19 protein-coding genes are annotated in these 23,695 nt (G+C 48.6%); 4 read left to right on the top strand and 15 right to left on the bottom strand.

Going from position 1 to position 23,695, the window contains the following annotated elements; all coding sequences use genetic code 11:
* Nucleotides 1-84: 84 nt before the first annotated feature.
* The 4 genes from VIS94_10575 to VIS94_10590 all read right to left on the bottom strand — a co-directional run bounded on the left by VIS94_10575 (nt 85) and on the right by VIS94_10590 (nt 5,743).
* Nucleotides 85-1,686, bottom strand: coding sequence for a C1 family peptidase (locus VIS94_10575; protein HEY9161518.1), 1,602 nt, complete (start codon nt 1,684-1,686; stop codon nt 85-87).
* A 176-nt stretch (nt 1,687-1,862) separates the two neighbouring features.
* Nucleotides 1,863-3,899 carry a transporter substrate-binding domain-containing protein gene (locus tag VIS94_10580; protein HEY9161519.1) on the bottom strand — a complete coding sequence of 679 codons (2,037 nt, stop codon included), beginning with the start codon at nt 3,897-3,899 and terminating at the stop codon, nt 1,863-1,865.
* Between the two features lie 323 nt (nt 3,900-4,222).
* Complete coding sequence (locus VIS94_10585; GenBank protein ID HEY9161520.1) at nt 4,223-4,702, bottom strand: hypothetical protein; 480 nt, start codon at nt 4,700-4,702, stop codon at nt 4,223-4,225.
* 18 nt (nt 4,703-4,720) lie between these two features.
* Nucleotides 4,721-5,743, bottom strand: coding sequence for a clostripain-related cysteine peptidase (locus VIS94_10590; protein HEY9161521.1), 1,023 nt, complete (start codon nt 5,741-5,743; stop codon nt 4,721-4,723).
* A gap of 178 nt (nt 5,744-5,921) precedes the next feature.
* On the opposite strand from VIS94_10590, the gene VIS94_10595 reads away from it, so the two are divergent.
* The gene (locus tag VIS94_10595) at nt 5,922-7,421 is read left to right on the top strand and encodes a S41 family peptidase (GenBank protein ID HEY9161522.1); all 1,500 of its coding nucleotides are present in this window, start codon (nt 5,922-5,924) and stop codon (nt 7,419-7,421) included.
* Nucleotides 7,422-7,565: 144 nt separating this feature from the next.
* Nucleotides 7,566-8,177 (top strand): hypothetical protein, encoded by a 612-nt coding sequence (locus tag VIS94_10600; protein HEY9161523.1) that lies wholly within the window; start codon nt 7,566-7,568, stop codon nt 8,175-8,177.
* Between the two features lie 61 nt (nt 8,178-8,238).
* Here VIS94_10600 and VIS94_10605 read toward each other — a convergent pair whose 3' ends face one another.
* The 10 genes from VIS94_10605 to tssI form a co-directional block, all read right to left on the bottom strand.
* Nucleotides 8,239-8,886 (bottom strand): hypothetical protein, encoded by a 648-nt coding sequence (locus VIS94_10605; GenBank protein ID HEY9161524.1) that lies wholly within the window; start codon nt 8,884-8,886, stop codon nt 8,239-8,241.
* 120 nt (nt 8,887-9,006) lie between these two features.
* Nucleotides 9,007-9,699, bottom strand: coding sequence for a M15 family metallopeptidase (locus VIS94_10610; protein HEY9161525.1), 693 nt, complete (start codon nt 9,697-9,699; stop codon nt 9,007-9,009).
* A gap of 105 nt (nt 9,700-9,804) precedes the next feature.
* Nucleotides 9,805-10,614 (bottom strand): hypothetical protein, encoded by an 810-nt coding sequence (locus VIS94_10615; GenBank protein ID HEY9161526.1) that lies wholly within the window; start codon nt 10,612-10,614, stop codon nt 9,805-9,807.
* 49 nt (nt 10,615-10,663) lie between these two features.
* Entirely contained in the window at nt 10,664-11,467 is an 804-nt protein-coding gene (locus tag VIS94_10620; protein ID HEY9161527.1) for a cache domain-containing protein, read from the bottom strand.
* A gap of 83 nt (nt 11,468-11,550) precedes the next feature.
* Nucleotides 11,551-11,946 carry a DUF4150 domain-containing protein gene (locus VIS94_10625; protein HEY9161528.1) on the bottom strand — a complete coding sequence of 132 codons (396 nt, stop codon included), beginning with the start codon at nt 11,944-11,946 and terminating at the stop codon, nt 11,551-11,553.
* Nucleotides 11,947-12,158: 212 nt separating this feature from the next.
* Nucleotides 12,159-12,812 (bottom strand): DUF3540 domain-containing protein, encoded by a 654-nt coding sequence (locus VIS94_10630; GenBank protein ID HEY9161529.1) that lies wholly within the window; start codon nt 12,810-12,812, stop codon nt 12,159-12,161.
* Nucleotides 12,813-12,867: 55 nt separating this feature from the next.
* A complete protein-coding gene (locus VIS94_10635) occupies nt 12,868-13,917 on the bottom strand; it encodes a pentapeptide repeat-containing protein (protein ID HEY9161530.1) in 1,050 nt (349 codons plus the stop codon).
* A gap of 2 nt (nt 13,918-13,919) precedes the next feature.
* Nucleotides 13,920-16,568: a DUF2169 domain-containing protein gene (locus VIS94_10640; GenBank protein HEY9161531.1), complete on the bottom strand. Its 2,649-nt coding sequence runs from the start codon at nt 16,566-16,568 to the stop codon at nt 13,920-13,922.
* A 3-nt stretch (nt 16,569-16,571) separates the two neighbouring features.
* Entirely contained in the window at nt 16,572-16,943 is a 372-nt protein-coding gene (locus tag VIS94_10645) for a DUF3592 domain-containing protein (protein ID HEY9161532.1), read from the bottom strand.
* A 13-nt stretch (nt 16,944-16,956) separates the two neighbouring features.
* Nucleotides 16,957-19,170, bottom strand: coding sequence for a type VI secretion system tip protein TssI/VgrG (gene tssI, locus VIS94_10650; protein HEY9161533.1), 2,214 nt, complete (start codon nt 19,168-19,170; stop codon nt 16,957-16,959).
* 179 nt (nt 19,171-19,349) lie between these two features.
* On the opposite strand from tssI, the gene VIS94_10655 reads away from it, so the two are divergent.
* Nucleotides 19,350-20,828 (top strand): class I SAM-dependent methyltransferase, encoded by a 1,479-nt coding sequence (locus VIS94_10655; GenBank protein HEY9161534.1) that lies wholly within the window; start codon nt 19,350-19,352, stop codon nt 20,826-20,828.
* Nucleotides 20,829-21,323: 495 nt separating this feature from the next.
* On the opposite strand, the gene VIS94_10660 is transcribed toward VIS94_10655, so the two are convergent.
* Complete coding sequence (locus tag VIS94_10660; GenBank protein HEY9161535.1) at nt 21,324-21,704, bottom strand: hypothetical protein; 381 nt, start codon at nt 21,702-21,704, stop codon at nt 21,324-21,326.
* A gap of 760 nt (nt 21,705-22,464) precedes the next feature.
* On the opposite strand from VIS94_10660, the gene VIS94_10665 reads away from it, so the two are divergent.
* Nucleotides 22,465-23,172, top strand: a complete 708-nt coding sequence (locus VIS94_10665) for a hypothetical protein (protein ID HEY9161536.1) — start codon at nt 22,465-22,467, stop codon at nt 23,170-23,172.
* Nucleotides 23,173-23,695: the final 523 nt, after the last annotated feature.

Raw genomic sequence — 23,695 nt, forward strand, 5'->3', positions numbered from 1 at the left:
CTCGATATAGAAAAATTAAAAACTATTTTAATATATACCCGCTCAAAAAGCTACCACGGCCTGATGAAGTATTTCCTGCTGTCCTCACAATACAGCACTGGTAATAAAACAATTGCCCCCGCCTGATGATGAACTTTCCGGCACAGCGCTTTCTGTTGTAAACGAAGTTAATGATGAAGCTTGGGATTCGGCTCCACGGTCATCCCGGTATATTACCTGCCAGTAGTACTTCGACCCCGAGTCAAGCAAGCCGGAAGGAATTGTGAATGCAGTCCTATTGACCGTATCAAAAGAACCTGAATAGACGATGCTTCCCGATGAATCCTGAATAAGCCACCGGCTTGCTTCATGCGCATCACCGTCTTCATCCATAAACTCCGATGTGGAAAGTGTAACCGGCTGCCCCATATTTACCGACCCGTCATCGGGAGGCTGAAGATTTACCGGTTGATCAGGTCTTGTGTTGGCCTGGCCGCTCAAAGATATGCTCCTGCTGATCCCGGCGGAGTCCACCTGCAGCTCTGCCGTATTGGTGGTCTTTCCTGCCTGTCCGGTGAACATCACCTGAATATCAAGCGATGCTGCCGATTCTATATCCAGATCGGAAAAAGGTATCACGGAATACATCGGGTTTGTCACAGTGCAGGAGGTATCCGTCAACGTCACGGACCCGTTATTCGTGATTGTAAATGATCGGGTCAGGAACGGCTGATCGGGAAGCAGGAGCATGCCGAAATCAATGCCGGAAGAGCTCAGTACAAAGGAAGCACCTGGTACCGTGGCGAAGTTTACGGTATATACCTCATCCTCTATATCGCATTCGTTCGTACCGGCCGCTATCCTGAAATATCCGTTTTCACCCCAGCCAGGCCCCCAGCTGTTTTTAATTATCCAGCACTGCTGTGCATCATCGTAACCGACTATTGCTACAGCATGTCCTCCTTCAACCTTGCCGGTTGTGTGACGATAGATCCCCGACTGGTAGTAAAAAAAGTCAGTATAGACTGTAAATCCGGTTAATACCGGCCCATACCGGGCAATCGCGCTTTTTATTGACTCTACCGAAGTTGAAACATCTTCAAATGACGTAATCCGATATGTATTTTGCCGCCAGTCGGCACATCCTTCACATCTGCCGGCTATTCCGCTTGTCCCGGAAGTGTAAGGGTAGCATGCTTCAAGGGGTGCACCCGTTTTTTTCAGAAAATCAAACGCAACGTCCAGAAACCCTCCGTCGCACCCATAATTTTCAGAGTCACATGAAACCATCGACTGTTCAGAAAGGTCCAATTCCATATCGGGTGACCGGCTGGTAATGAGTATGCGGGATTCAAGAACGGCCGTTGCGGCAAAGGCATAACATGAACCGCAATTCCCCTGGTCCCTCACACCTGTGACGTAATTGTGGCCGCCCATGTTTCTCCAGTCAACATGAGCAGGTATTATGGCCTCGGCGGAAACCTTATTTGATTTGGCTTTCATGCCGGACTTGCTGCCGGGTTTCAGCGATACGAGGCGCTTGATTGCCTCAGGCGGAAGTTTCGAGATCGACGTTTCCCCTGCAATCCAATCGGCGCCCTTTTCGCGAATGGCCTCATTTACTTCTTCCGCATCGATCGCCAGGAGAGGCGAGGAAACAAGAATGAGCAACAGGAAAAGAACAACCCTTATGAACGTTTTCTTCACGCCGCTCTCCTGCTTTCCGAGGATATTTTATTCATTCAACTTGTACATATTCTATCGACATTTAACTGATTAACTTGAGTTGGTACCCCCTGCGGATTTGAAACTGAAGGCATGAATAAATGCGGGGCCGGGACGACCGCATGTGCCGCCCTGCCCTGCCGGGAATACAGATTTATTTACTGACCGGCTTTCTCAATATATATCCCGGAGCCTATCCAGATCGTGTCGGTAAGCTTCGTTGAATAGCCTTTCTTAAGCCATATTCTGTTGCCGTCCTCAGGATTGGGCCAGATGAACAGGACGAAGCCGTCGCTATATCCTTTTTTCCTGTAGGCCGCGTCCGATACCATCTGGAAAAACTTGGCGTCCTTCTGCTCTTTGATCCCGTATTGAGGATAGGCCTTCATCGCGAAACCGGCATTGAAGAAATCCTTTCCGATCATATCAGGTTTGGCGCCATGCGCCAGGCATTTGATTTTTACGACGCGTCCATCCTTCATTTCGTTTTCATAGGCATACATGTAGAGTTCGCCCTTCTGAAACCGGCATTTGCCTGCTTTGCACTCAGGATCTGACGCCTGCTTGTCAAATTCCTTGAAAGTCGCGGCCAATCCGGCCTCCTTGCCCAGCTTTTTCATATTGGCCAAAGCGAGCGCTTTGGCGCTGCAGACGAATTCCATCAGCTCATTTTCTTTTGGCGGCAGTTTGGACATCCCGCTGCACTCGCCTGGATAATAAGAGGACGATCCCTCTACACTCAAGAGATCGGTCATGTCCGCACCCGGGATATAGTTCAGGTATATCTTTTCAAAGGTGCCGTCAGTCTTGATGCTGTCTAACGCTGATTTCCATTTATCGATGGTTTCCTGCGGTGTTCCGAGAGAAAGCGCAATATAGAAATAGGAGCTGCTGAGTGTCGCGACAGGCTCCAGATCGTCCATGCTGTATCCGGCGCTCTTCACGATGTCGCCGACCGTGATGTCCGTGAAGACGCAGAGCTGGACTTCGCCGTTCATGAGCTTTTTGACGTTATCGGCAGGAAGCTGCGAACTGACAAGGTTCGTAAATCCCCTGTTCATGAGGTCCTGCTCGTTGAACCAGCTGGTTACCGTGCCGATGGCTGCCACTTTCCTGGCATCCTCCAGGCTCTCCATCTTTATGCCCGAACCCTTTTTAGCGTAAAATATCGAGCTGTTCTTTCCGACCGGCCCTACCCAGTTAAACAGCTTTTCCCGTTTTTCAGTTCTCTCGCAACTGAACAGCACCACATTCGGATTGATAAGCGCCAGGTTGTAGGCCTCGTCCCAGGAGGTGAGCCTTACATTGTCCGGGATTCCCTGTCTTTTGCTTATCTCGCGCACGATTTCGGTAACAAAACCAGTGACCTTTCCGTCCTTCATGAATGTAACCGGCGGATATTCTTCGGTAACCATCTGGATTATTTCTGGCGGCGTCTCGGCAGGCAGCCATTTTACGTATATTTTTCTGAAGGTGCCGTCGTTCTTCATCTCATCGAGTTTCTTCTGCCACATGGCTACAAGCTTGGGGGAAGTCCCTTTGGAGAAGGCGATGTAGCCCATGTTCGTGGACAGGTTAAGGACCTTCTCCACATCACTCATGGTTGCCCCGTTATTTTTCAGCAGTGAGGGCATTGTGATATTGCCGCTCGGGAAAAGTTCCGCCTCGCCGCTGAGGAGCTTCTTTATGGCTGCATCCTCTGTTATGACTGTTTCCAGGTTCGTAAACCCCGCTTTCTTAAGTTGCTCCTCCGAGGCATAGTCCTTCACCACGACGATCTTCGAGGCCTTTTTTGCGTCTTCAAGCCTGACTATTCCTGTATTCGTACCTTTTTTCGCATAGAAATTCGTGTCCTGAATGACAATAGGCCCTACCCACTGGAACATCTCTTTTCGTTCGGGTGTCATGGCCATCGAGAAAAGTGCCGCGCCCGGCTTATTCATGACTGCCTTATACCCCTCTTCCCAGGCGGCCACCTTGATGTCCGCTTTCGTCCCGGTTCTCTTGATGAGCTCTTGGACCACCTCGGCCGATAATCCGGTGAGCCTGCCGTTATCGAGGTAATTGAGGGGCTCAAATGAATCGGTATAAATCCTGAGTTTTTCATGTTTGACTGGACCGGCCTGAACCGTCGTTACCGTGCCTGCGAGAAATATAAAACTCATTATCAGGGAAAAATAAGCTATTTTTTTCATAAATCTTTCCTCCGGAATTATTGTGCTCTCATACAATTTAAACAGCATTTGTCTAGACGCCTTATTTTCTGGTCTCATCCGTTAATGTAGTTTTTCCACACAGGACGGGAACGAATCATTTCTTTTCCAACATATTATCGACTGAAGTATTGTAAATGATTAGTTTTATTTTTCTTCTCACAAGATTGCCGTTTATCCACAGCCATTATCCCTGATAAAAATAGAGCAAGAGTATATTCGGAACCCAGTGATCTGCCGCCCATAACAAAAACTGAAAACCAATAATGAAAATATCAGGAATAAAGACCTGTTACAGCAAATCGCTAGGGCTCCAGGTTTATCACCATGTCGACATAATCGGTCCAGGCATTGGCGCCGAAGAGCACTATCTCACGGTAGAATGACGGCGGATAAAGGTCGTCGGTTACCCACATGTCATGGAAGATGCTCAATCCCGAGGCCTCGGGATACTTGTACTGCCTTTGATATATCACGGCATTGCTCAAGGCGGTCATGACCTGACCGGCCCTGGATTTGACTGCTGCACCAACCCCTTCGCTGATAATGATATGATAGAGATAATCTCCCAGATCGACACAATAGAAATTGTCGATGTCATTCTGCTGCATGCTGAAGCTGTCGCTGGCCGCCCTGTCGTAGTATGCCGCTTTCAAATAGTCATAATCGATGTCGGCAAGAGCCTCCAGGGCATATTCGTTAACCGCATCATAGAGGACATCCATCTTTGAGAGGTCGACCAGGGAGAGCGTGAATGCCCGCGGATTAAGCCTGCGCTCAGCCATCAGCTTATATGCGCTGTCTCACATGCTTCGTGCAAGGGATACAGGTGCAATATCCGGGTCGCCGATGACAGCGTCGATTCCCTGATAGGAAAAAAGATCGGCAGGAAAATTCTCTTCAGAGCTCAACAGGTAATCTGCACTGCCGCGCACCTCATAGGCCAGTTCGATCCCGCCCATCAGGCAGGCAAAGGGATAGAATATGTCGACTGGACGGCCGATGAGATCTTTCAGATAGGCCATGGTCTGCCCTAATTCCTTATGAGTAAGCCTGTCATTGCCGTTTCCCTCATCGAACCCTATGCCTAGAACGCGCGGCGTGTCGGGCGGCAGATCCGTAAATCCGCTGCCATGGTCGAATATAGAGTACATGTAGTGTTCCGACGGGTAGAGCGTGGCGGCCCAGCTTAAAAAGGCTTCCGTGTCGCTTAAGGAACCCGAGTTGATTTCGCCTGTCTGCACCACGAGGTCTTTATTGAAGTCTCCCCCGCTAAGGTAATAATATCCATCCACATATTTAGCATTTTCGCCATAGGCATCCATCATCAGGACAATCTGTATATTGTTGTTCAGGTCCCGGGCCTTAATATCTTCCAGTGTCTGGAGATAGTATTTAAGGATAATCCCCATATCGTAGCTTATATTGTTGTCCACGGCGAAATGCGTGATAAGCGTCCACTTGTACGGGGTATCCTCGACCTTGATGGAAAGCTCCTGTTCCGCCTTGTACAGGCCCTTCGGCAGAACGGCATCAACAGCCTTCACACTGAAGGTATAAACACCTACGGAACCGCTTTCAATGGTGCCTGAAACAGTACCATTCTGCGCCAGACTCAAGCCCGGCGGCAGCACCCCGGACTCAAGGGTGAAAAGGTAATTGCCGGTGCCGCCTTTAACAGCAATCGCGGCCTTGTAATAGCCTCCCGCCTTGCCGTCATGCAAAGGGCCGCTTACTTTAAGACAACCGGTGAGAATTCCCGCCGAAAGGATGACCCCCAGGACTGTAAGCCGCCATGAATACCCGGACCTGATTTCTCTTATCATGACTTGATACCCCCTCATAATTCTTCAGAATCATCCCGGTTGCAATATACTGAATATATCATACTGCCGGGTTTCCGGACAATAACGGCATCGTTTTTTATCAGCCAGATATCCCACGTAGATCCCGGCTGTCTGAAATGCCCGTAAATTATTTCAGGAAACTTCCGATATGTCCTTCATGAAGAAGACTTCCTTAGCGGGATTGGCCGCTGTCTTAATCATCATTCTTTCCCTTGCGTCCGCCTGTTCGGAAAGCAGCAACAGCAGAGCACCCGTTGCGTATACGCCGCCTGTTGACCAGGATTTCAGCTCCTACGGCTGGGCCGAAGCGTTCAGCAAGGCCCATGACAGACTTTCCCGGGAATATGCATTCACCGACTGGAAGAAAATAGATTTCGACGCCCTTTATTATGAGTTCTATCCGAGGATAGCCGAGGCCGAGGCATCCCATGATGCGAAGTCCTATTATCTTGCAATCAGGGAATACCTCTCAAACATTCATGACGGCCATATCTCGTTTCCGGCGATCGACGAGATCATAATGAAAGAAGAAGTGGGATATAGCTACGGACTTGCCATAGTGGGACTTGACGACGGGCGGTACATCGCCGCAAAGCTTCTGCCGGAAGGGCCTGCCGAGACCGCCGGGATCCTTCAGGGTGCGGAAATAATAAGCTGGAATGGCATCCCGGTCGAGGCAGCGGTGGCTCAGGTAAAACCCATCTGGAAATCAGGCCCGCCTGCAACGAATGACTACTCGAAGATTATCAGGCTCAACTATCTGACCCGCGCACCTATGGGAAGCGAGGTAACTGTAGTCTATAAAAATCCCGGAAGCATATCATCTTCAAGCACGGTGCTGACGGCTGCGGATGATTCTTATCAAAGCCCGGACATCACAGAGTGGTTTGCCAGAAGGCCCACCATGGAACAGGCGAAACGTTTTCTCGATTATTACATGCTTCCTCAGGGTTACGGCTATATGGCCCTATATATAGAGCTGGACATGAGCGACCCATATTCATTACAGAACCGCGTTATCGACAAATTCAGGCAGGCCCTTGAGTACTTTATAAACAACAATGCCAAAGGCATCATTATAGATATCAGGGCGAACTTCGGCGGATCAGACCAGATGGCGGCGGACATCTGCGGATTCTTCAACAGGGACCGGCTCTTTTATGAAAGGACAGTACAGTATGATGCAAGTCTCGATGCATTTGTGGACGTAATGACGGACCCTGAAACGCAGTTGAGCTTTATTGGAAAAACCCCTGCTTTCATACGCCCGCAGAAGCCTTATTACGGCGGTCATGTAGTCGCCCTCGTCTCTCCCGGCAATATAAGTTCAGGCGAAGGGGTCGCCATGGGCATTAAAAATCTCGCAAAAGGATATGTCATTGGCTTTAACGGCACAAACGGCTCATTCGGCATAGTGGGCGTGCACCTCACGCTGCCCGGTCCTGATACTGATACACATTATACCTTCAGGTACGCATACGGCCGCTCTCTCGACTCAAAAAGCGTCGTGCAGATCGACAGCAATGCCGAAGGAATCGGCGGTATCATTCCGGACATGAGGGTCCCGGCCACATACGACAACATCATCGCACTTGCAAACGGCACCGATGTCGAACTCGAGTATGCAATCGACTACCTTAATAGCGTCATCAAGTAACGCCCATGAAGAATTTAATGCCGGACGATCATCTGGGCAAATCGATTTGAGGTTGCGAGATTGCGGGCAGACAGCTTCATTCATTGAAAAATGGTTATTGGAATTGGGGTTTGTTTTTGAGGTCCTTTGAGATATATTTTACCAATGTCGATCACATCATTCACAATAATACTTGTAGTGATCTATCTGATTTTTCTTAACTGGAATTACCGATGGCTTAAAAAACCGCTCACAAAGGCTGAAATCGACAGGCTCTCCGCCAAAGGCGGGTATGATGACATGAGCGCCGTTGGAAAGGCGAATTTCCGGCGGTTCATGGAGGCCGACGACGGAAAGCCCTTTTATATGGTCAACCTCATGAAATACCGGGAAAAGGCGCTCTATCATGAAGGGGAATTTCCCGATGTGAAGACCGGAGAAGATGCAGCGAAGCTTTACAACAGGGCCGTAATCAAAGAGCTTATCAAGCGCGGCTCCTACCCGGTATTCTATTCGCGGAAAATGGCAAACCTCATAAGCGACAGCGACGGTACGGATTTTTTCGAACATGTCGGCATCGTGCGCTACCGCAGCAGGAGGGACCTGCTCAACATGGTCGAAAGCCCGGTTTATGAGGAATGCATAAAACACAAGTGGGCGTCGCTTGAAAAGACGGTCGCCGTTCCCACACGCAGGGTCATGATGATAGACCCGGCTGTTACCGTCACGCTGGCAATGGTCATTATCTGGCTCGCAGTCATACTGGCAGCCTCTTGAAATTAAAAATTATATAAACAGATTTCATCCGCAGCCGATAGTAAGCTATTGGCATAAAATTCTACCTGAGCGCCTTCTGAATATTCTTGTCATTGAGCAGTTCGGTCATTTTTTTCTGGTACCACCCCGGTATGGTGTCCTGCGGCCAGCCTGACTCGACATTAACGATTTCTTTCATCTTCTTTGTGCCGAGTGATTTCCTGTTGTTGTCCATGACATTTAATTCAACGTCGATGATAAGCTCGCTCTTTTCAGCGCCGAAGCTCTTCGGATAGTAGTTGCTCCACCAGTCATTCATCACCATCAGGACCAGACGCTGGGCGCCTGTCGATTTCATTTCAGTAAGCATCGCCGAGGGGTCCTTTGCCACCACAGCTTTCTTCGATACTACTTTAAAACCCTTGCCGCTCAGAGATTCCGCAATATTAGAAGCCATCTCGTCAGACAACCGCAAATCGCTAGTTGTCCACAGGTCGAACGGGTTGCCGTAGCCGCCCCGCATTGTTCCCACGAACCTGGGGTCGTTCTCCCCGCTTATCACATAGGGCCGTTTATCCAGCACTCCGACAGCAACCGTCCGGGTACCGCTGTAATTGAGGTCCGCCCTGACGTTTGAATAATTGATGCGATAGCTGCTGCCGCAGTTTATGATTATCCCCAGCGCGAGAATCAGACAGACTAGTGGAATCAGTTTAATACGTTTATTCATGGGCTGCTCCTTCTCTTGCAATTTCCTTCTTGTTTTTCCGGCTTTCAAATATACTTTATCGGCTGAAACTGAAAAAAGAACAGGGGCAGTTGTTCCGCCGTCCTTTATCCTTAAGCCCGCCTACTCAACCGGGAAATTAAAATACGTATTCGGGTAAGGCTCGTTCGCAAGCGTGAAGTGCCACCACTCTTTATCATATGGTTTGAACCCGTACATTATCATGAGCGTTCTCAATAAAAGCCTGTTCGCTTTTTTATCGGCCTGCACCAGGCTGCTGTCCGGCCAGGAGACCGGCCCGAAAAAATCGAATGTGCCACCCATATCAAGCTCTTTGCCCGAACCGGACTGAATGATCGTCAGATCGACCGTGCTGCCTCTGGTATGGCCAGACCGGGAAGCGATATAACCGTCCCTGAAAAGATTTGTTTTATCGACATCAGGATAATACTCTTTTTTCATCTTCGTATCGCCTATATCAGCCGCCCACCTGATAAAATTATCCACAGCCGCCTGAGGCCTGTAGGCATCGAATATCTTGAGTTCCAGCCCGAATGGCAGGAGGTCATCCTGTACCTTTTTAAGCGCCAGTGCTGCTGGTTTTGAAATTATGCAGCGAGGCTTCAGATAGCCGTCCACCCGGCGGCCCGTAAAATTATTGTCGGAATAATAGCGCATTTCAAGCCTGATCCCAGGTATGACATCGTCAAGGTAGACAAAACCTTCAGGCAGTGGCTGGGCAGCGTTTATTACCGCCGGTATCAATAAAGCCAAAGTTATCAGGGCTGAAACGAAATGCTTCCCTCTGTTATTCATAATCGCCCCCATAAGGTCTTCATCACTCAATCGCCAAACCAGCTAACCGGAGCAGAAAATAAACCTGTTCCGCTCACGCTAATCAGCTTATCGGATTAATTGCTTTTATTTTTTCCTTTTGTCTTTTGCTTCATTACTTATTTCCAGCAGCCCGATGGCATACCACCAGCCCGTATAATTCGATTTCATGAAAGCCACACGGCGCTTTCCATGAAAATCATATTCAACTATGCCTTCTTCCATCGACAGCATTTCCTTTATCGCCATTGTCATTGAACTGCTTCCCTGGGCCTCAGGGTCCATAAATACAAGTCCGGGCTTTTTATTGATGGCGGTAATATGATCCTTGTTAAGGGCATAGAAAATTGCTTCGTCAGGGAGTCTCATCATCTTGTTGATGAGAACACTGAGCTTCCTGGTAAAGAGCGATACCCCCAGCACACCGGTCACGGAATCACCTTTTTTTACCGGAACCGCAATTATTGCCGAAACCTGATTCGTTGATTTGCTGACGACAAGCTCACCTACCGATATTTTTCCTGAAAGGACCACAGGAAAATACGCGCGGTCACTCAGGTTCTTGTCCATCAAACCTTTGTCAACCGTGTAATATGACCCGTCAGGAAGCGCAAACCAGGCGACCGCATCTCCCTTTTCCTGTTCCTCGATTTTTTCAAGCAGCGGTTTTATTCTCTCCCAGTTTCCGCTTGCGGCCTCTTCAGTAACGGCAGCCACTTCAAGTCTGTCTGAAACGGATTTGATATATGCATCGGAGATAGTCATCAACGAAGAAACAGCAACTCCGGCATCGAACATCAAAGGGGCCGGACGTTTAACCTTTTCGGCGGCATTTGAAACCGTACATAATAACATAAACATGATGGCAATCATCAGAATCATCATTCTATTCTTCATTCACAGTCTCCTCTTCATCCTAAAAAAGTGATTATTCACGGAGTATGAGCTATTCCTCCTGCTGGTATACAACCAGCACCCACTCATTTCCGTAAAAGCTTAATGTCCTCCACGCCGCATCCTTCCTGACGACTTTCTGTTTGTCTTTAACAAGGAATGTATACGACCCCTCGCCGCTTTCTTCCTTCACCATTCTTTTGCCAAGCTCTATGAGTTCGGGATAGTTTTTGTAAAAGGGGCTGGTAAACAGGTTAAGACCTATCTGAGAGTGATCGGTTTCATAGATTATAAGCCCATCCTTCTGCATGACCCATGTTTTCACGCCGCGGCCTGCCTCGACCTGAACAGCGGCGAATTTGATCATCTCTTCAATCCTGGTCAGCATACTCACGCTGCCCAGAAACTCATTTTTCTCCGAGAAAACGGGCGCCTTGAAATCAACCGCCTTTATACCCTCGACAGAATCGATAAGATTGCTCATGACAGGTTTTCTGGTCTTCAGGATTTCTTTGACGGCATCCTGGTAGCTTATGTCGATTCCCTCGGAATTTTTGTATTTATCAGGTTCGATCACTCTGATAACGCCCTTGTCATCGACAAAGGCGCAGTCTATCACGTACGACCTTCCCAGCCGGCATTCTTTGAGGACCCTTTTTGTTTCAAGGTTTGATATCCCCATCTTGCCGATTACCGATGCAGACTTCGTCAATGTCCTGTCAATACCTTTCAGCATCCCCATTATGACAGATTCCAGATTTCTGGCAGACTTTTCAAGATTGTCTTCCACGGCCCAGAGTGTGCCTGAACACATCACAAATATTACCGTCATGGCTGTCATGATCAAACGTTTCATCCGGTTTTCCTCCCTGATTGTTTAAAATTATTGTCCCAGTTTTTTTATATACATACAAATCTTCACCGGACGCCAGGCTGTTTCTAGGGCGCCAGGAGCAGCACCTTTGTCTGGCTGGGCGCTACACGCACGCCCGGACAGTTTGTGGAATTCTGGAGCGATGCGCTTGTAAGCTTTGTGGCGGGCATCCCTCCCACCAGCACGGTGAATGATGCCGTCAGATGCCTTGCCGGGCCCATGACCATGCCGGATGCAACCCCCGTTGCCACACCGGCGTTGTCGCCGTTACTGAGCGGAATCTGAGTGTTCATATTATGTGCGGGCGCCGCCATGAAAAGCACCTTGTATGCCGCAGGAACCCCCATCGGGCCGTTGGCAATGTTCGGATAAGGGACCGGCACAGGCCCCGCCGGGCTCGGCGTCAGGCAGACATCGGGAAATCCCGTATCCATTCCGCCCATCTGTGTGTTGGCGAACATATATCCTCCCTTAGCACAGGGCGTGATAACTTTGCATACCTTTGTCCCTCCTTGCCTCGTCATTGCGGCATACGCTGAAAGTATGCCTCATTCCTCGGCTTCGTCGCTTCGCGGTATGCATTGTTCTGACGCCCTGTATATTCATTTTTACTTACCAGCTTAACAGCTTTTTCATTTCTGTTTTCTCACCACTCACCACTCTTAACCGTCTTTTACCCCAGATGAATCTGGTCGCCCTCTATTTTGACCAGTTCGTCCGCCGTAACCAGTGCGTTCTGACCTTTGAGGCTCATGTTCTTTTCCGCCCTGTAATCGATCTGATTGCTTCTTACCTGATCGATCTCTTCAACAATTTTATAGCTTCGTTTGACCTTCTGGCTTATACGCCCGGCAATCGTATCGAACATTTCGCCTACAAACTTGAAAGCGCCTGCCTGCGCCAGAACCTTGCGGCCAACATACGAGAGCTGATCGAAGAAAACCCGGGCCTTATCGGAGTGCACGGCAAGCTCGGTTGAAGTCATCGCTATGTCGCCAGCAGATACAAGGTCAACACCCTGCGCCGAGACGACACTGAAGCGGCCTTTCGGGACACCCAGATGAAGGTCGCCTTCGACTGTTATCTTGGTGGCAGATGCCTCCTTTTGTTCGAGCACGGCTATTACAAAGATATCCCCTTCAAGGTCTCCCGCAACGAGGACACTGTCTCCGACAGCCGGTTCGATAAGGCAGCTCGCCGCCCGTCTTGCGTAAACAATCCCGTATTCGCAATCAACGAAGGCCCCCCTGTCGTCACGGCCGGTGACGAAGCCGTGGGCCTGGACCTGGCAATTATGTCCTGTAATCCGTCTCAATGCTTGCTTCATCTTTTACTCCTTGATCTTTTGCTCATCAACTCATCAGCTTAACAGCTAATATCTTCTAATACACCGGTTTCCAGTTCTCGGCCTTCATCAGTTCCGAGTCGTTTCCCAGCGCCGATTCACGGTCCGTAATAACCGCCTTTTGATCTTTTATCCCGTGCAGCTTCGCCCTGAACATCCTGGCACCATAGAGATTGGCCGCACTCAGGTCCGCATGAGAAAAATCCGCATAGGTCAGGTCGGCATTGACGAAACGCGCCTGAACGCATTTCGCCTTCGTAAGGATGCACTGCCGCATGTCAGCCCCTGACATATCCGCAAGACCCATATCAGCATCAATGAAAATCGACTGGTAAAGCTTCGCATCACGGAGAACCGTTTCATTAAGCATGGCCTCCACAAAAAGGGCGTTGTTCGCCCTGGCATCAGTCAGGTTAGCCTTTTTGAGATTTGCACCCTTGAAATTGCACTGCGTAAGGTTTGTACCGCTCAGATCGCATCCCGACAGGTCCGCGCCCATAAACTGTGTAAAGGATAAATCCTGTCCCTTGAGGCTCATCCCGGAAAGGTTCGCTTCAATGAGAATGGCCGTCTGAAAACTTGTGCCGGCAAGTCTGGCCGTTCTAAGGTCGGCCTTGAGAAGTACGGTGTGTTCAAGATTTGTTTCAGAGAAATCTGTGCCGGCCGTCTCAACTTCAACAAACGTTGTGCGTTCCAGTTTGGAGCTGCAGAATCTGGCATCCGTCAGCATGCTCTGTGCAATGGCCGCTTTCCTTAGGTCTGCACCGGTAAAATCAGCGGACATGAAATCACACTGGCTTATCTGTGATGCCCTCATGTCCGCCCCTGCGAGGTTTGCCGATTTGAACGAGCACATATGCAGACTTACAAGGTTAAAAACCGTGCCGCCAAGGTCAGCCCTGTCAAATGCGCACCTAATAAGAATTGATTCCTTGAATGTCGCACCCTTTAGGTTCGTTTTGCTGAAATCCACGTCCTCAAATATCGCTCCCGAAAGCACCGCATCTCTCAAGTCAAGCCCGGCAAGGCTTTCCTTCGAAATCTGCTCGCCACGGCTGATCCTGCTGCACAAGGTTTCACGATCCATGATCAACCGTCCCCTTTGGGAATTATTTTGCGCGGGTAAACCCGCACTTTTGTGGTGAGGGCCTCACCAAGTTTGGTGTCGTGGTCGGCATACACCCTTGCAAAATCGGCCTGGTACAGGTTGGCCCCGGAGAGATTGGCACCCCTCAGGTCTGCCCTTTGAAAGGACGCATTCATTGCGTTTATCGATACCATGACCGCACCTCTCAAGTCGGCCTTTATGAATCGCGCATCTTTTGCGACAGCCCTGTAGAACCTTGCCTCTTTCAATCTGCACTCGCTGAAATCGGCCCCGTTCATCCGGGCGGCCGTGAAGTTGCAGCCGCTCAGATCGCTGCCCCTCAAATTGGCGCTGTCGAGGAGTACTCCTGAAAAGTCAGCCTTTTCAAAACCGCACTGCATAACGAATCTTACATTGGTCATGTCGGCGTTCATAAAATTGACCGCGTCCGCCTTTACCTCCAGAAAAACAGCCGAAGCAAGGGAAGCACCGCTGAAGTCCGCCTGGTTCAAATTAACCTTGAGGAAGTTGCATTTATCGAGTTTTGCATTCTTCAGGATCAGGCCTGTAAGTTCGGTCTCGAAAAAAGTCACCATCGACGCCTGAACCCGCGAAAAATCAGTATTCCCGAATTTCGCCCCGCTGAAGTCCGCTCCTTCAATCCTGGCCCCGGAAAAACCGGCGCCGCTCAGGTCGGCCCCTGCCAGTATCGCTTCCGTCATGTCAGCCCCTGCCGCGTTTACACCAGCAAAAGCCGCTTTACCCATATTCGCATTGATGAACACTGCATCTGCCAGATTCGCACCATTAAATACTGCATGGGCCAGAACCGCATTTCTGAAATTGCAGCCTGCAAGGTTTGCACCCGTGAAGTTTACGCTTTCAAGAAAAGCACCTTCAAAATCAGCACCTGTAAGATTCAGGCCGCTCAGGTCCGCTCCTGTAAGGTCAACCTCCGACAGGGACCGCTTTTCAGAATACGCCTTCATTACTGACTCACGGACGCCCCGGACCTTATCTTGATCCATGGCAGGCGCCGCATCCTGATTGTGTGCGTTTATCCTGTAAACCTCTTTTATCTTTTTCTCGCCTTCATAAAGGCGGCCGCAGAATGTTTCATCGGCAAGGTATGCATCTATCTCGGCAGGCTCTATCCCCTGGGAGCGCAGCTTATCCGCAAGCGCCTTCAGGGCATCTATCTGGGCCTGAGCGTTGAAGCTGGGCGGGCCTTTCGGTTTGTGCGCCACTTCTTCACGGATCACGTTAAAATCCATGCCCATCTTTTTAAAGAGCTCTTCGGTTCTGTTAAGGCTCCTGATCTTTCCTTCTTCGGCAAGCCTTTTCTGCTCGCGGGCCTCGGAGAAAAGCTTATCCATCAATTCAGGAAGATGCTCCAGATCGGGCGGCGGCTCTTCGGGAGACGGGATTACAGGACCGTGTTCGTCGGGATCAAGGCCGTATCCTGCGACAACCGCACGCGCCCTTTCCCTCTCCAATGCCGCGCGTATGCCAAGATTCTTCCTGATAAGCCCCTCGCCTTCGAAAAGGGCCTTGTCATCGGCAACGGAAGCATCGATGCTTTCAAGCCCGTCAGGCAGCAGATCGGAGTCCCTGAGCGCGTAAAGGGGGCCCTTTTCCTTATCGAGTCTCAGCCTCATGACATCAAGGTAGTGCTCTTTCGGCTTCTGCTCGTCAGTCCTCTCCGCACCTATTACGATATGTGAAATCTCGGATGCGTCTTCATCGCTCACTTCGCACAGGCCCTGATAGATGAGTATCGCCCTTTCCGCATGAGGGAAAAACCATACCGTTGTCAGTCTCTGCTGTATCTCGTCAAAGCTCTCAACACCATCTTTAAGCCTGTTTATGAAGCACCGTGCCGAGAATCCGGGAAGGTTTCCGGTGATGACGGGTTTTTCCGGGTGCATGTTGGTAATCTGAAATGATTCACCCGTCCTCAGGGGATGCTCAAGCCATTGATCGGGCTGGGCCGTATTGAAGATGGTCCAGTCCATGTCAGGGGCGAAGCCCGGGAAATCCTCCTTCAGCCATTTGTCGTCATGAGTCCCGGCCTTTGAAAAGCGCTGGGGCCAGGAGAAGTCCACAGGGCAGAAAGATGCCGGCTCGTGCTGCTTTTCAGGCGAGATCACTCTTTCTTTCGGATAAAGGACATTCGGTATGAGCTGCACCTTCATGTCCTTTATGTTCACAGGTTTAAAGCCCTTTCCCAGCGGATTTTTTTCAAATCCTTCTCCGCCGTAGGCATGCTCCCAATCGACCTTCATACTGGAAAAACCTACAGGTTCGCTTGGCGTGTCCCCGTTCCAGAAGCGCTCGCCGTAAACATAAAGCTCTTTTTCAACATTGCCCAGGCGAACCTTGACCGAACAGCCTATGCTTTTTTCCTTTCCCGGGACGAATGCGTAGCCTGCCACCAGGAATTCCGGCTTCTCCTTGGGTATGCACGCGTCCAGCGCCGCGTCCTTGCCGAGTTCGGCGGCCGCAAATTTCCACATGCCCGCTTCCGAATAGAGTTCCGGCCTGTCCGAGAGTGGTATGTACATAAGGACACTGGCGGCAAAGTAGAATTTATGCCTGAATTCAAAGCACCTTGTAAGTATGCCCAGTTTCTGGGGTTTTATCGTTTTCAAACTCTATTGCCCTTTCTCGCCTGTATCAACAATTGCAACATTCTTATCATCCTTCGGGTCATACTTGACTTTTACGGTTGCCCCGGCTTTGTATTCCATCAGTTTGACAGGAGACACGGGCGAGGTTATCTCGGCATCGTATTCATCGCCTTCCACAGCCTTGACAACAAGCCTGATTTTAACAACAGGGTTTGTATTATGCCGCCTTCCGGTATCAGCCACATCGATAATCCTGGCTGTTGTCTCTACACCCGAACCGAGCACCTCACTTTTCTTGAAATGATTCCAGATGACAGGGCCCACAGTAACGGCCAGCACAACACCCAGGATAATTATAAAGACAAGGTTTTCTTCAAGTGTGGTCTTTCCAGCCATTTCTTATCCTCCCTCAGTCGATAAGAGTAAGTGTATACATGTAAAGCCCAATCGCGCCCGATTTGAGCTTGGTGGAAGCCTGCTTGAACGTTAGCGGTTCGTTGGCCGATTTGACCCCGCACCTTTCCAGGGCAATCCCTGTCACGTCGATTTTGGTGGCCTGCATGGCCGTGGACAGGCCTGCAATGGTTGTCTGCATGGAGAGTATCGCGGTCTGGACCGCGAAAAGGTCTTCATCCTTGCCGCCTATCTTGGTGAACCAGGAATCCACTGTCGTGTTACCGCCCGGGGCTACCACAGTATACCCAGCCGGGGCGTTGATGGTAATTCCAGCGGGCGAGTTTATGGTCATGCCCCCGCCGATATTCTGGGTAACCGCCCCGCCGATTGCTTCAGTTATCGCACCTGAAATTGTCCTTGTTTCGTCTCCGACCACGGTTTCGGTGATTCCCCCGTTTATCGTACGTGTTTCTCCGCCGTCCACGGTCTCGGTTATTCCGCCGGTAACGGTCCTGGTCTCGCCTCCGGTTATCTTCTGGTTCATGCCGCCGTTGATTGTTTCTTTTACCCCCGAATCGACCTGTCTTGTTTCGCCGCTGTCGATGTTTTCGGTAAAGCTTCCCTTTACATGCGTCTTGCGGTTGCCGCCGACTTCAAGTGTCTTGTCGGCTTCTACCGTAGTGTCCATATTTTTCTCGGCATGTACCTGAATCTGCTCCGAGCCTTTCTTGTCCTCGAAGCGTATCTCGTTATAGTTCGCATCCGACCCGCCCTTGCTGCTGCGCGTCTTGATGCCTGACTGTGTTGCGTTCGCGGGAAGCGCATATGGGGGCGTCTGATGACCGTTATAGACGCTGCCGGTAATTATGGGCCTGTCGGGATCACCTTCAAGGAAATCGACTATTACCTCCTGACCTATCCTGGGAATCCATATCGCACCCCAGCCCTGGCCCGCCCATACCTGACCGACTCGTATCCAGCAGGAACTCTTATCATCCTTTTTTCCTTCCCTGTCCCAATGGAACTGAACCTTCACCCTGCCATGCTCGTCGGTATATATCTCTTCTCCTCGTGGACCTGTGACAATGGCTGTCTGAGCACCGTAAACCCTGGGCTTTGGGGTCTTTCTTTGAGGCCTGTACGTACCCTCATGCGGTATGCAGGAAAAGAAGTTTTCATATTTTGCATCGATCTTTTCGCCTCCTGCGCCGACATCTTCCTTCGCCTCGTGCCTTATGGCTGTAATTACGTATTCCTTTTTGTTCATGTCTTCCCGGTAATGGTCATGAAGCTCGAAACGGTATCCTGAAGCGAATGCCCGGCATCTGCTGCTGCCCGAAATTATCGTAATCATCGCCTCCTCTTCCTGCATGCGGATATTCGCGATAGTGTCTCCGTCCTTCCTGGTTTCATAATAACCCGGGTATTCGTAAATCTCCCTGCCGGAAGGGCCTATGGGCAATTTGGTATCATTCTCAATCTTCAGGTCGGTGGACGGCATCTTGAAATTGAAATCAGCCGTTGAATACTTGTCGGGTCTGATATCGACAGTCCTTTCAAGCCCCATGATATAGTCTCTTTCAAGAAGGCTGCTTGAACCTATCTGGCATTGCGCCCTTTCCTGTCCCGGGCACGGCTTATGGGCTGCCGCGGAATCGGCAATGACCATGGTGTGCTTCCCGTTCTCATGTTCAAAGAAATAAAAGATGCCCTCGTGCTCCATCAGTCTGGATATGAAGTTAAGGTCGGTTTCATTGTACTGGACGCAATACTCGCGCTTCACATAAGATTCCTTCTCGTCAATCCTGTAGTTCTTAATCTCTTTTTCCGTCAGAATCTTTTCTATGATCTCGAGAGGCAACATGTTCTGGAATATCCTGGAATCAGTCGTGCGGGATAATATCCAGAAAGAAGGGACCATAATCGCCTTATATTGCGCAAGCTGAAGATGTTTGTCGGTTCCGCCTGCTCCGCGGGTCTGCCTGAAGCTGGATATCATGCCGTTGAAATAGCGTTTGTTGCCGTCATGCAGCATCATTGAAACGGTTACGCTCTTGCCTATGATGTCTTCGAATCTGATGTCGTTTTTTTCCGATACCATCTCAAGTTCATATCTGAACAGGCTTGATATCCCTTCGGTACCCGAAAATCCGGTAAGGATAAGAACATCCTTTCCCAGAGGCGTTTCAATATCCATTATCCTTTTATCCTGCGTGAATGTTGCCATGGCATCACCTCGCTATTAACCCAAGTAGTCAGAAGACAGGAGACGGCAGCCGGCTGAAACTGAGAAACAATTCCTGTCCGCTGCATTCGTGTTGAAAACAATATCAACAATATAAGGTTTTCAAATGTCTCTGTCTACAGGCTACTGACTAGTTGACCGTTTTCTGTTATCAAGCATGGATGAAGAATTTTCCAAGACTTAACGACAGAGATTATCCACGGCTCAAAAAACTGTTAAAAGAAGCGGCCTTTGTCGAGGAAAGTATTCTGAGCAGGATAGGCGTGCCCGATTTTCCCTCTCTTAAGGGTACAGATATGCCTGTCCTGCTGAAAAATACCGATTCCGGCTCGGCCCTTGACACACTGATCAGACTGTTTCTCATTGATGCGCCGTGTACTGAAGATACAGTCAGAAATACATTCGGGGCCATTGATATTGAAGTCCTGTGTGACGCCGGCATCCTGAGCATGACAGATGGAGGAATGATCGAGGCCGGCATTAAGATTATCCCTCACAGGGGCCTGCACATAGCTTTTGACCGGCCGGGCATACTCCTGACCGGGCTCAGGGAAAATTATGTCATGGGAATAGGATCAAGTACGCTCACCCTTGCTAACATAACAGTAAGAAAACACTCAAGAAGAACTCTCGACCTGGGCTGCGGCTGCGGCTATCATGCGCTCCTGGCCGCATCGCACAGCGGGAAGGTTTACGCATCCGACATAAATCCGAGGGCTCTTGATTTTACACGCTTCAATGCCGCCCTGAACGGTTTTGAGAACATCATCTGTGTTGAAGGTAGCCTGTTCGAGCCTTTCGCCGGACAGGTTTTCGACCTGATAATCAGCAACCCCCCATTTGTCATATCGCCTGAGAAGAGATATATCTACAGGGATGGAGGAATGGCTGGCGATGAATTTTGCCGGCAGATAGTAAAGCTTGCCGGGAATCATCTGAACGAAGGCGGATTTCTGCAGATGCTCTGCAACTGGGCCGAATACGAAGACACGGACTGGCGTGAGACGCTTTCAGGCTGGTTTGCAAATTCAGGCTGCGACGCATGGGTCATAAGGAGCGAGACAAGAAGTATCGGAACATACGCATCTACATGGATAAAGCATACCGAAAAAGAGGACAGCCTCGATTTTACCGGACGATTTGAAGAATGGCTCCAATACTACAAAAGCCTGGGAATCGGTTCAGTAGGAGCAGGCATTGTAAACATGAGGAAATCGTCCAAAGAAAAGAACTGGTTCAGGCCGGACGAGGCCCCTGAAAAGATGCTGGGGCCCTGCGGCAAAAATATCGAACAGGGATTCAAGGCATTTGATTACCTTTTCACGGCGGACGACGAAACGCTCCTTAAGACGAAATTCAAACTTTCGGATGACGCAAGGCTTGAAAGGGTCAGCGCTCCATCCCCCGAAGGCTGGGCGGATGAATCGATCAAACTGACACTCGTCAAAGGCCTTGTGTATTCCGGCGGGATCGACCCGGTCATGTCGAACATGCTCATTAAATGCGACGGCGAAAAACCCCTCGGAGAACTGCTTGCCGATATCTCTTCATCCGTCAACATCCCTGTTGCAAACCTTCAGCAGGGGTTCTGCAATATGATAAGGGAGATGGTGGCAAAAGGCTTTTTATACAGGGCGTAATAACTTTGCATCTCTTTGTCGTTTCCTTGTCTCGTCATTGCGGCACACGCTAGAAGTATGCCTCATTCCTCGGCTGCGTCACTCCTCGATCTGGTCCCATAGGGGACGGTCCCATAGGGGACGCTGATGAAATTATGACTATAGACTTGAAATGGTTTTAAATTATCGTTAGAAAGATATCATGCAGAGACAATCAAGGATAGACGGCCCCGGGGCCATTCATCATATAGTAGTCAGAGGAATTGAGAGACGCAGGATTTTTTGACGACGATGAGGATCGGGTGCATAACTGTAGTCATATTATCATCAGTGTCCCCAAGAGCACGCGCTAATAACTCTATAACTTACTTCAGTCACTCCTGCTCCGCGGATATGCCTGAATCTGTAACAAAGAAAACGGGAGGGTCATGTCTCGATCTCATATATTTCCAAGGTGATTGTTCAGATATGACGCATCACGGTCGATTTGCGAAACCGATGGCCTATATTCCCGTCCTATGTACGTGCCTTCTTGGCGATTTTCCAATGAACCAATAGTGCTATGCCGCCTGCCAATATGAACATCAATGTTTTGACAAGACTCTGGAAGCCTTCTCTTTTCTCTCCCTTTAGTGCGATTGCCAGAGCCTCTTTACGTTTCTTTGAAAGCTCTTCTTCTGGTGGTCTTACAGGTAAAACTTTCGATTCATTGTTGCACTTTCTACTTTCCCAGAAGCTATCATTACTCTGAAGAGTGTTGTACACGTATGATCCTATTGTCAATTCTGGATTTATGATTTCAATTATATTGTATCCAGCGATACCTACGGATATAACCAAGCAAACAACCGACGTAAAGCAAACGGCAAGAGCATAAATTTCCAGTTTCGATTTCATAGACCCTTCTCCTTTTTATTCATAAAATATGATACTGCATGCTGCAGATACTAATGAACGACTGATTATATTGTATCACGAGGAATATTGGCAATCAAGTTCAGGTGGACAGAACAAAAGATGCCAAGCTTTGCAACAGGACATAATAATCAATTTGTAAAGAATCAGGGCCTGATGCTTAAAGGTTCTTAATCCTGCAAGGTCAAACCTTTTCAAATCTCACTGGTCAAACCAGTGGTTTACCTGTCTTTGAGTTAATCGCGCTTGTGTTTAGTTTATGTTTTGTGTCTCATGAACCTACATTTGCTGGGCAAGGAGCGAGACAAATTGCAGGTTCGTCACACAGTAATCATAGGGGACGCTGATGAAATTATGACTATAGACTTGAAATGGTTTTAAATTGCCGCTAGAAAGATATCATGCCGAGACAATCAAGGATAGACGGCCCCGGGGCCATACATCATATAGTAGTCAGGGGAATTGAAAGACGCAGGATTTTTAACGACGATGAGGATCGGATGCATAACTGTAATCATATTATCATCAGCGTCCCCAAGTGGTGCCCATGCAGAGACAATCAAGGATAGACGGCCCCGGGCCATTCATCATATAGTAGTTAGAGGAATTGAAAGACGCAGGATTTTTAACGACGATGAGGATCGGGTGCATAACTGTAGTCATATTATCATCAGCGTCCCCAAGTGGTGCCAACTGGCTTTAAAGGGTTCGATGCATTCGTACAGGGAGAATAAGATAATAAATGAGGACCCGAAAAAAGATTGTTATCGGAATTGCAATCCTATTGTGCTGTTTCTTTGTATACTGGGAAGCTAAAAACAATTATTTTCTTAACATTGAGATACCCTGGATAAAAAACAGCATTGTTGTAAGGCCGATAACTATCAAGGTGGTTGATGAAATCACCAAAGAACCGATCAGAAATGTTCCGGTTCTTTATATGCTTTCATCAGTCAATATAAAATATACAACCATTCTATTCATACCAAATATTGAAACAAACATTAATAATAAGTTTGAAAAAGCATATTGGTTGAAGACAGATGAAAATGGAATGATAAAAATACCTAGACAAATTGTTAAAACCAACTGGCCTCGCAAAATAAGCGATGAGCTTATTATCATAAATCTTGACTTCAATAAGAGACAAGCTATGGTCGAGAATGCCTTCAGTCGTATGAAACCTGTGATGGAAACTGGGACTACTTGGTATTTAAAAGATTTAGCTACATATTCCTTATCAATGGATGCTGATTATTTAATCAATCCAGTATACAGATATAAAGGATATGTAATTATTTCCAGTATATTAGATATGAAAGCAAAAGATGCGGAAAAAACGAAGACTACGATAGAAGTTGAAAAAATGGGTAACATAATGAATTATCCTGCAAGTCTATACAGGAAAGAAGGAGTCAATATGGTTATTCAACTCCCTAGAAATAATTGAAATTTAATTTAATGTAAAAATTACAGAAATCAACGGGGTCACCCATTAAAAAGCCCATGGCAACCATAGGGGACGCTGATGATATTTTGACTATAGACTTAAAATGGTTTTAAATTATCGTTAGAAAGATATCATACCGAGACAATCAAGGATAGACGGCCCCGGGGCCATACATCATATAGTAGTCAGAGGAATTGAGAGACGCAGGATTTTTAACGACGATGAGGATCGGATGCATAACTGTAGTCATATTATCATCAGCGTCCCCAAGTGGTGCCTGCGGCTGAAGAAATATTTTTATTCCCCTATTGCATAAACATTACCGTTATCACAGGCTATATATATAGTCCCATTGGAACTCATAACAGGGGAACCATATATAAAATGTATTAGTTCCGATCAAATCTGACAGTTGGGTAATTGAAAAGGAAGTACCCACGAGCTATTCTTTCTGAGGGGAAATAAAACAAAATCAGAAAGGAGAAAGCTAATGGGTACGGAAGACAAACTTATCAGAAGTAAG

This window comes from Desulfomonilia bacterium, from assembly GCA_036567785.1.
GTDB lineage: Bacteria > Desulfobacterota > Desulfomonilia > UBA1062 > UBA1062 > DATCTV01.

Coding starts and splice junctions, on each gene's coding strand:
- VIS94_10580 (HEY9161519.1), bottom strand. CDS start 3,899: ATGAAAAAAATAGCTTATTTTTCCCTGATAATGAGTTTTATATTTCTC.
- VIS94_10585 (HEY9161520.1), bottom strand. CDS start 4,702: ATGGCTGAGCGCAGGCTTAATCCGCGGGCATTCACGCTCTCCCTGGTC.
- VIS94_10590 (HEY9161521.1), bottom strand. CDS start 5,743: ATGATAAGAGAAATCAGGTCCGGGTATTCATGGCGGCTTACAGTCCTG.
- VIS94_10595 (HEY9161522.1), top strand. CDS start 5,922: ATGAAGAAGACTTCCTTAGCGGGATTGGCCGCTGTCTTAATCATCATT.
- VIS94_10600 (HEY9161523.1), top strand. CDS start 7,566: ATGTCGATCACATCATTCACAATAATACTTGTAGTGATCTATCTGATT.
- VIS94_10605 (HEY9161524.1), bottom strand. CDS start 8,886: ATGAATAAACGTATTAAACTGATTCCACTAGTCTGTCTGATTCTCGCG.
- VIS94_10610 (HEY9161525.1), bottom strand. CDS start 9,699: ATGAATAACAGAGGGAAGCATTTCGTTTCAGCCCTGATAACTTTGGCT.
- VIS94_10615 (HEY9161526.1), bottom strand. CDS start 10,614: ATGAAGAATAGAATGATGATTCTGATGATTGCCATCATGTTTATGTTA.
- VIS94_10620 (HEY9161527.1), bottom strand. CDS start 11,467: ATGAAACGTTTGATCATGACAGCCATGACGGTAATATTTGTGATGTGT.
- VIS94_10625 (HEY9161528.1), bottom strand. CDS start 11,946: ATGTTCGCCAACACACAGATGGGCGGAATGGATACGGGATTTCCCGAT.
- VIS94_10630 (HEY9161529.1), bottom strand. CDS start 12,812: ATGAAGCAAGCATTGAGACGGATTACAGGACATAATTGCCAGGTCCAG.
- VIS94_10635 (HEY9161530.1), bottom strand. CDS start 13,917: ATGGATCGTGAAACCTTGTGCAGCAGGATCAGCCGTGGCGAGCAGATT.
- VIS94_10645 (HEY9161532.1), bottom strand. CDS start 16,943: ATGGCTGGAAAGACCACACTTGAAGAAAACCTTGTCTTTATAATTATC.
- tssI (HEY9161533.1), bottom strand. CDS start 19,170: ATGGCAACATTCACGCAGGATAAAAGGATAATGGATATTGAAACGCCT.
- VIS94_10655 (HEY9161534.1), top strand. CDS start 19,350: ATGAAGAATTTTCCAAGACTTAACGACAGAGATTATCCACGGCTCAAA.
- VIS94_10660 (HEY9161535.1), bottom strand. CDS start 21,704: ATGAAATCGAAACTGGAAATTTATGCTCTTGCCGTTTGCTTTACGTCG.
- VIS94_10665 (HEY9161536.1), top strand. CDS start 22,465: ATGAGGACCCGAAAAAAGATTGTTATCGGAATTGCAATCCTATTGTGC.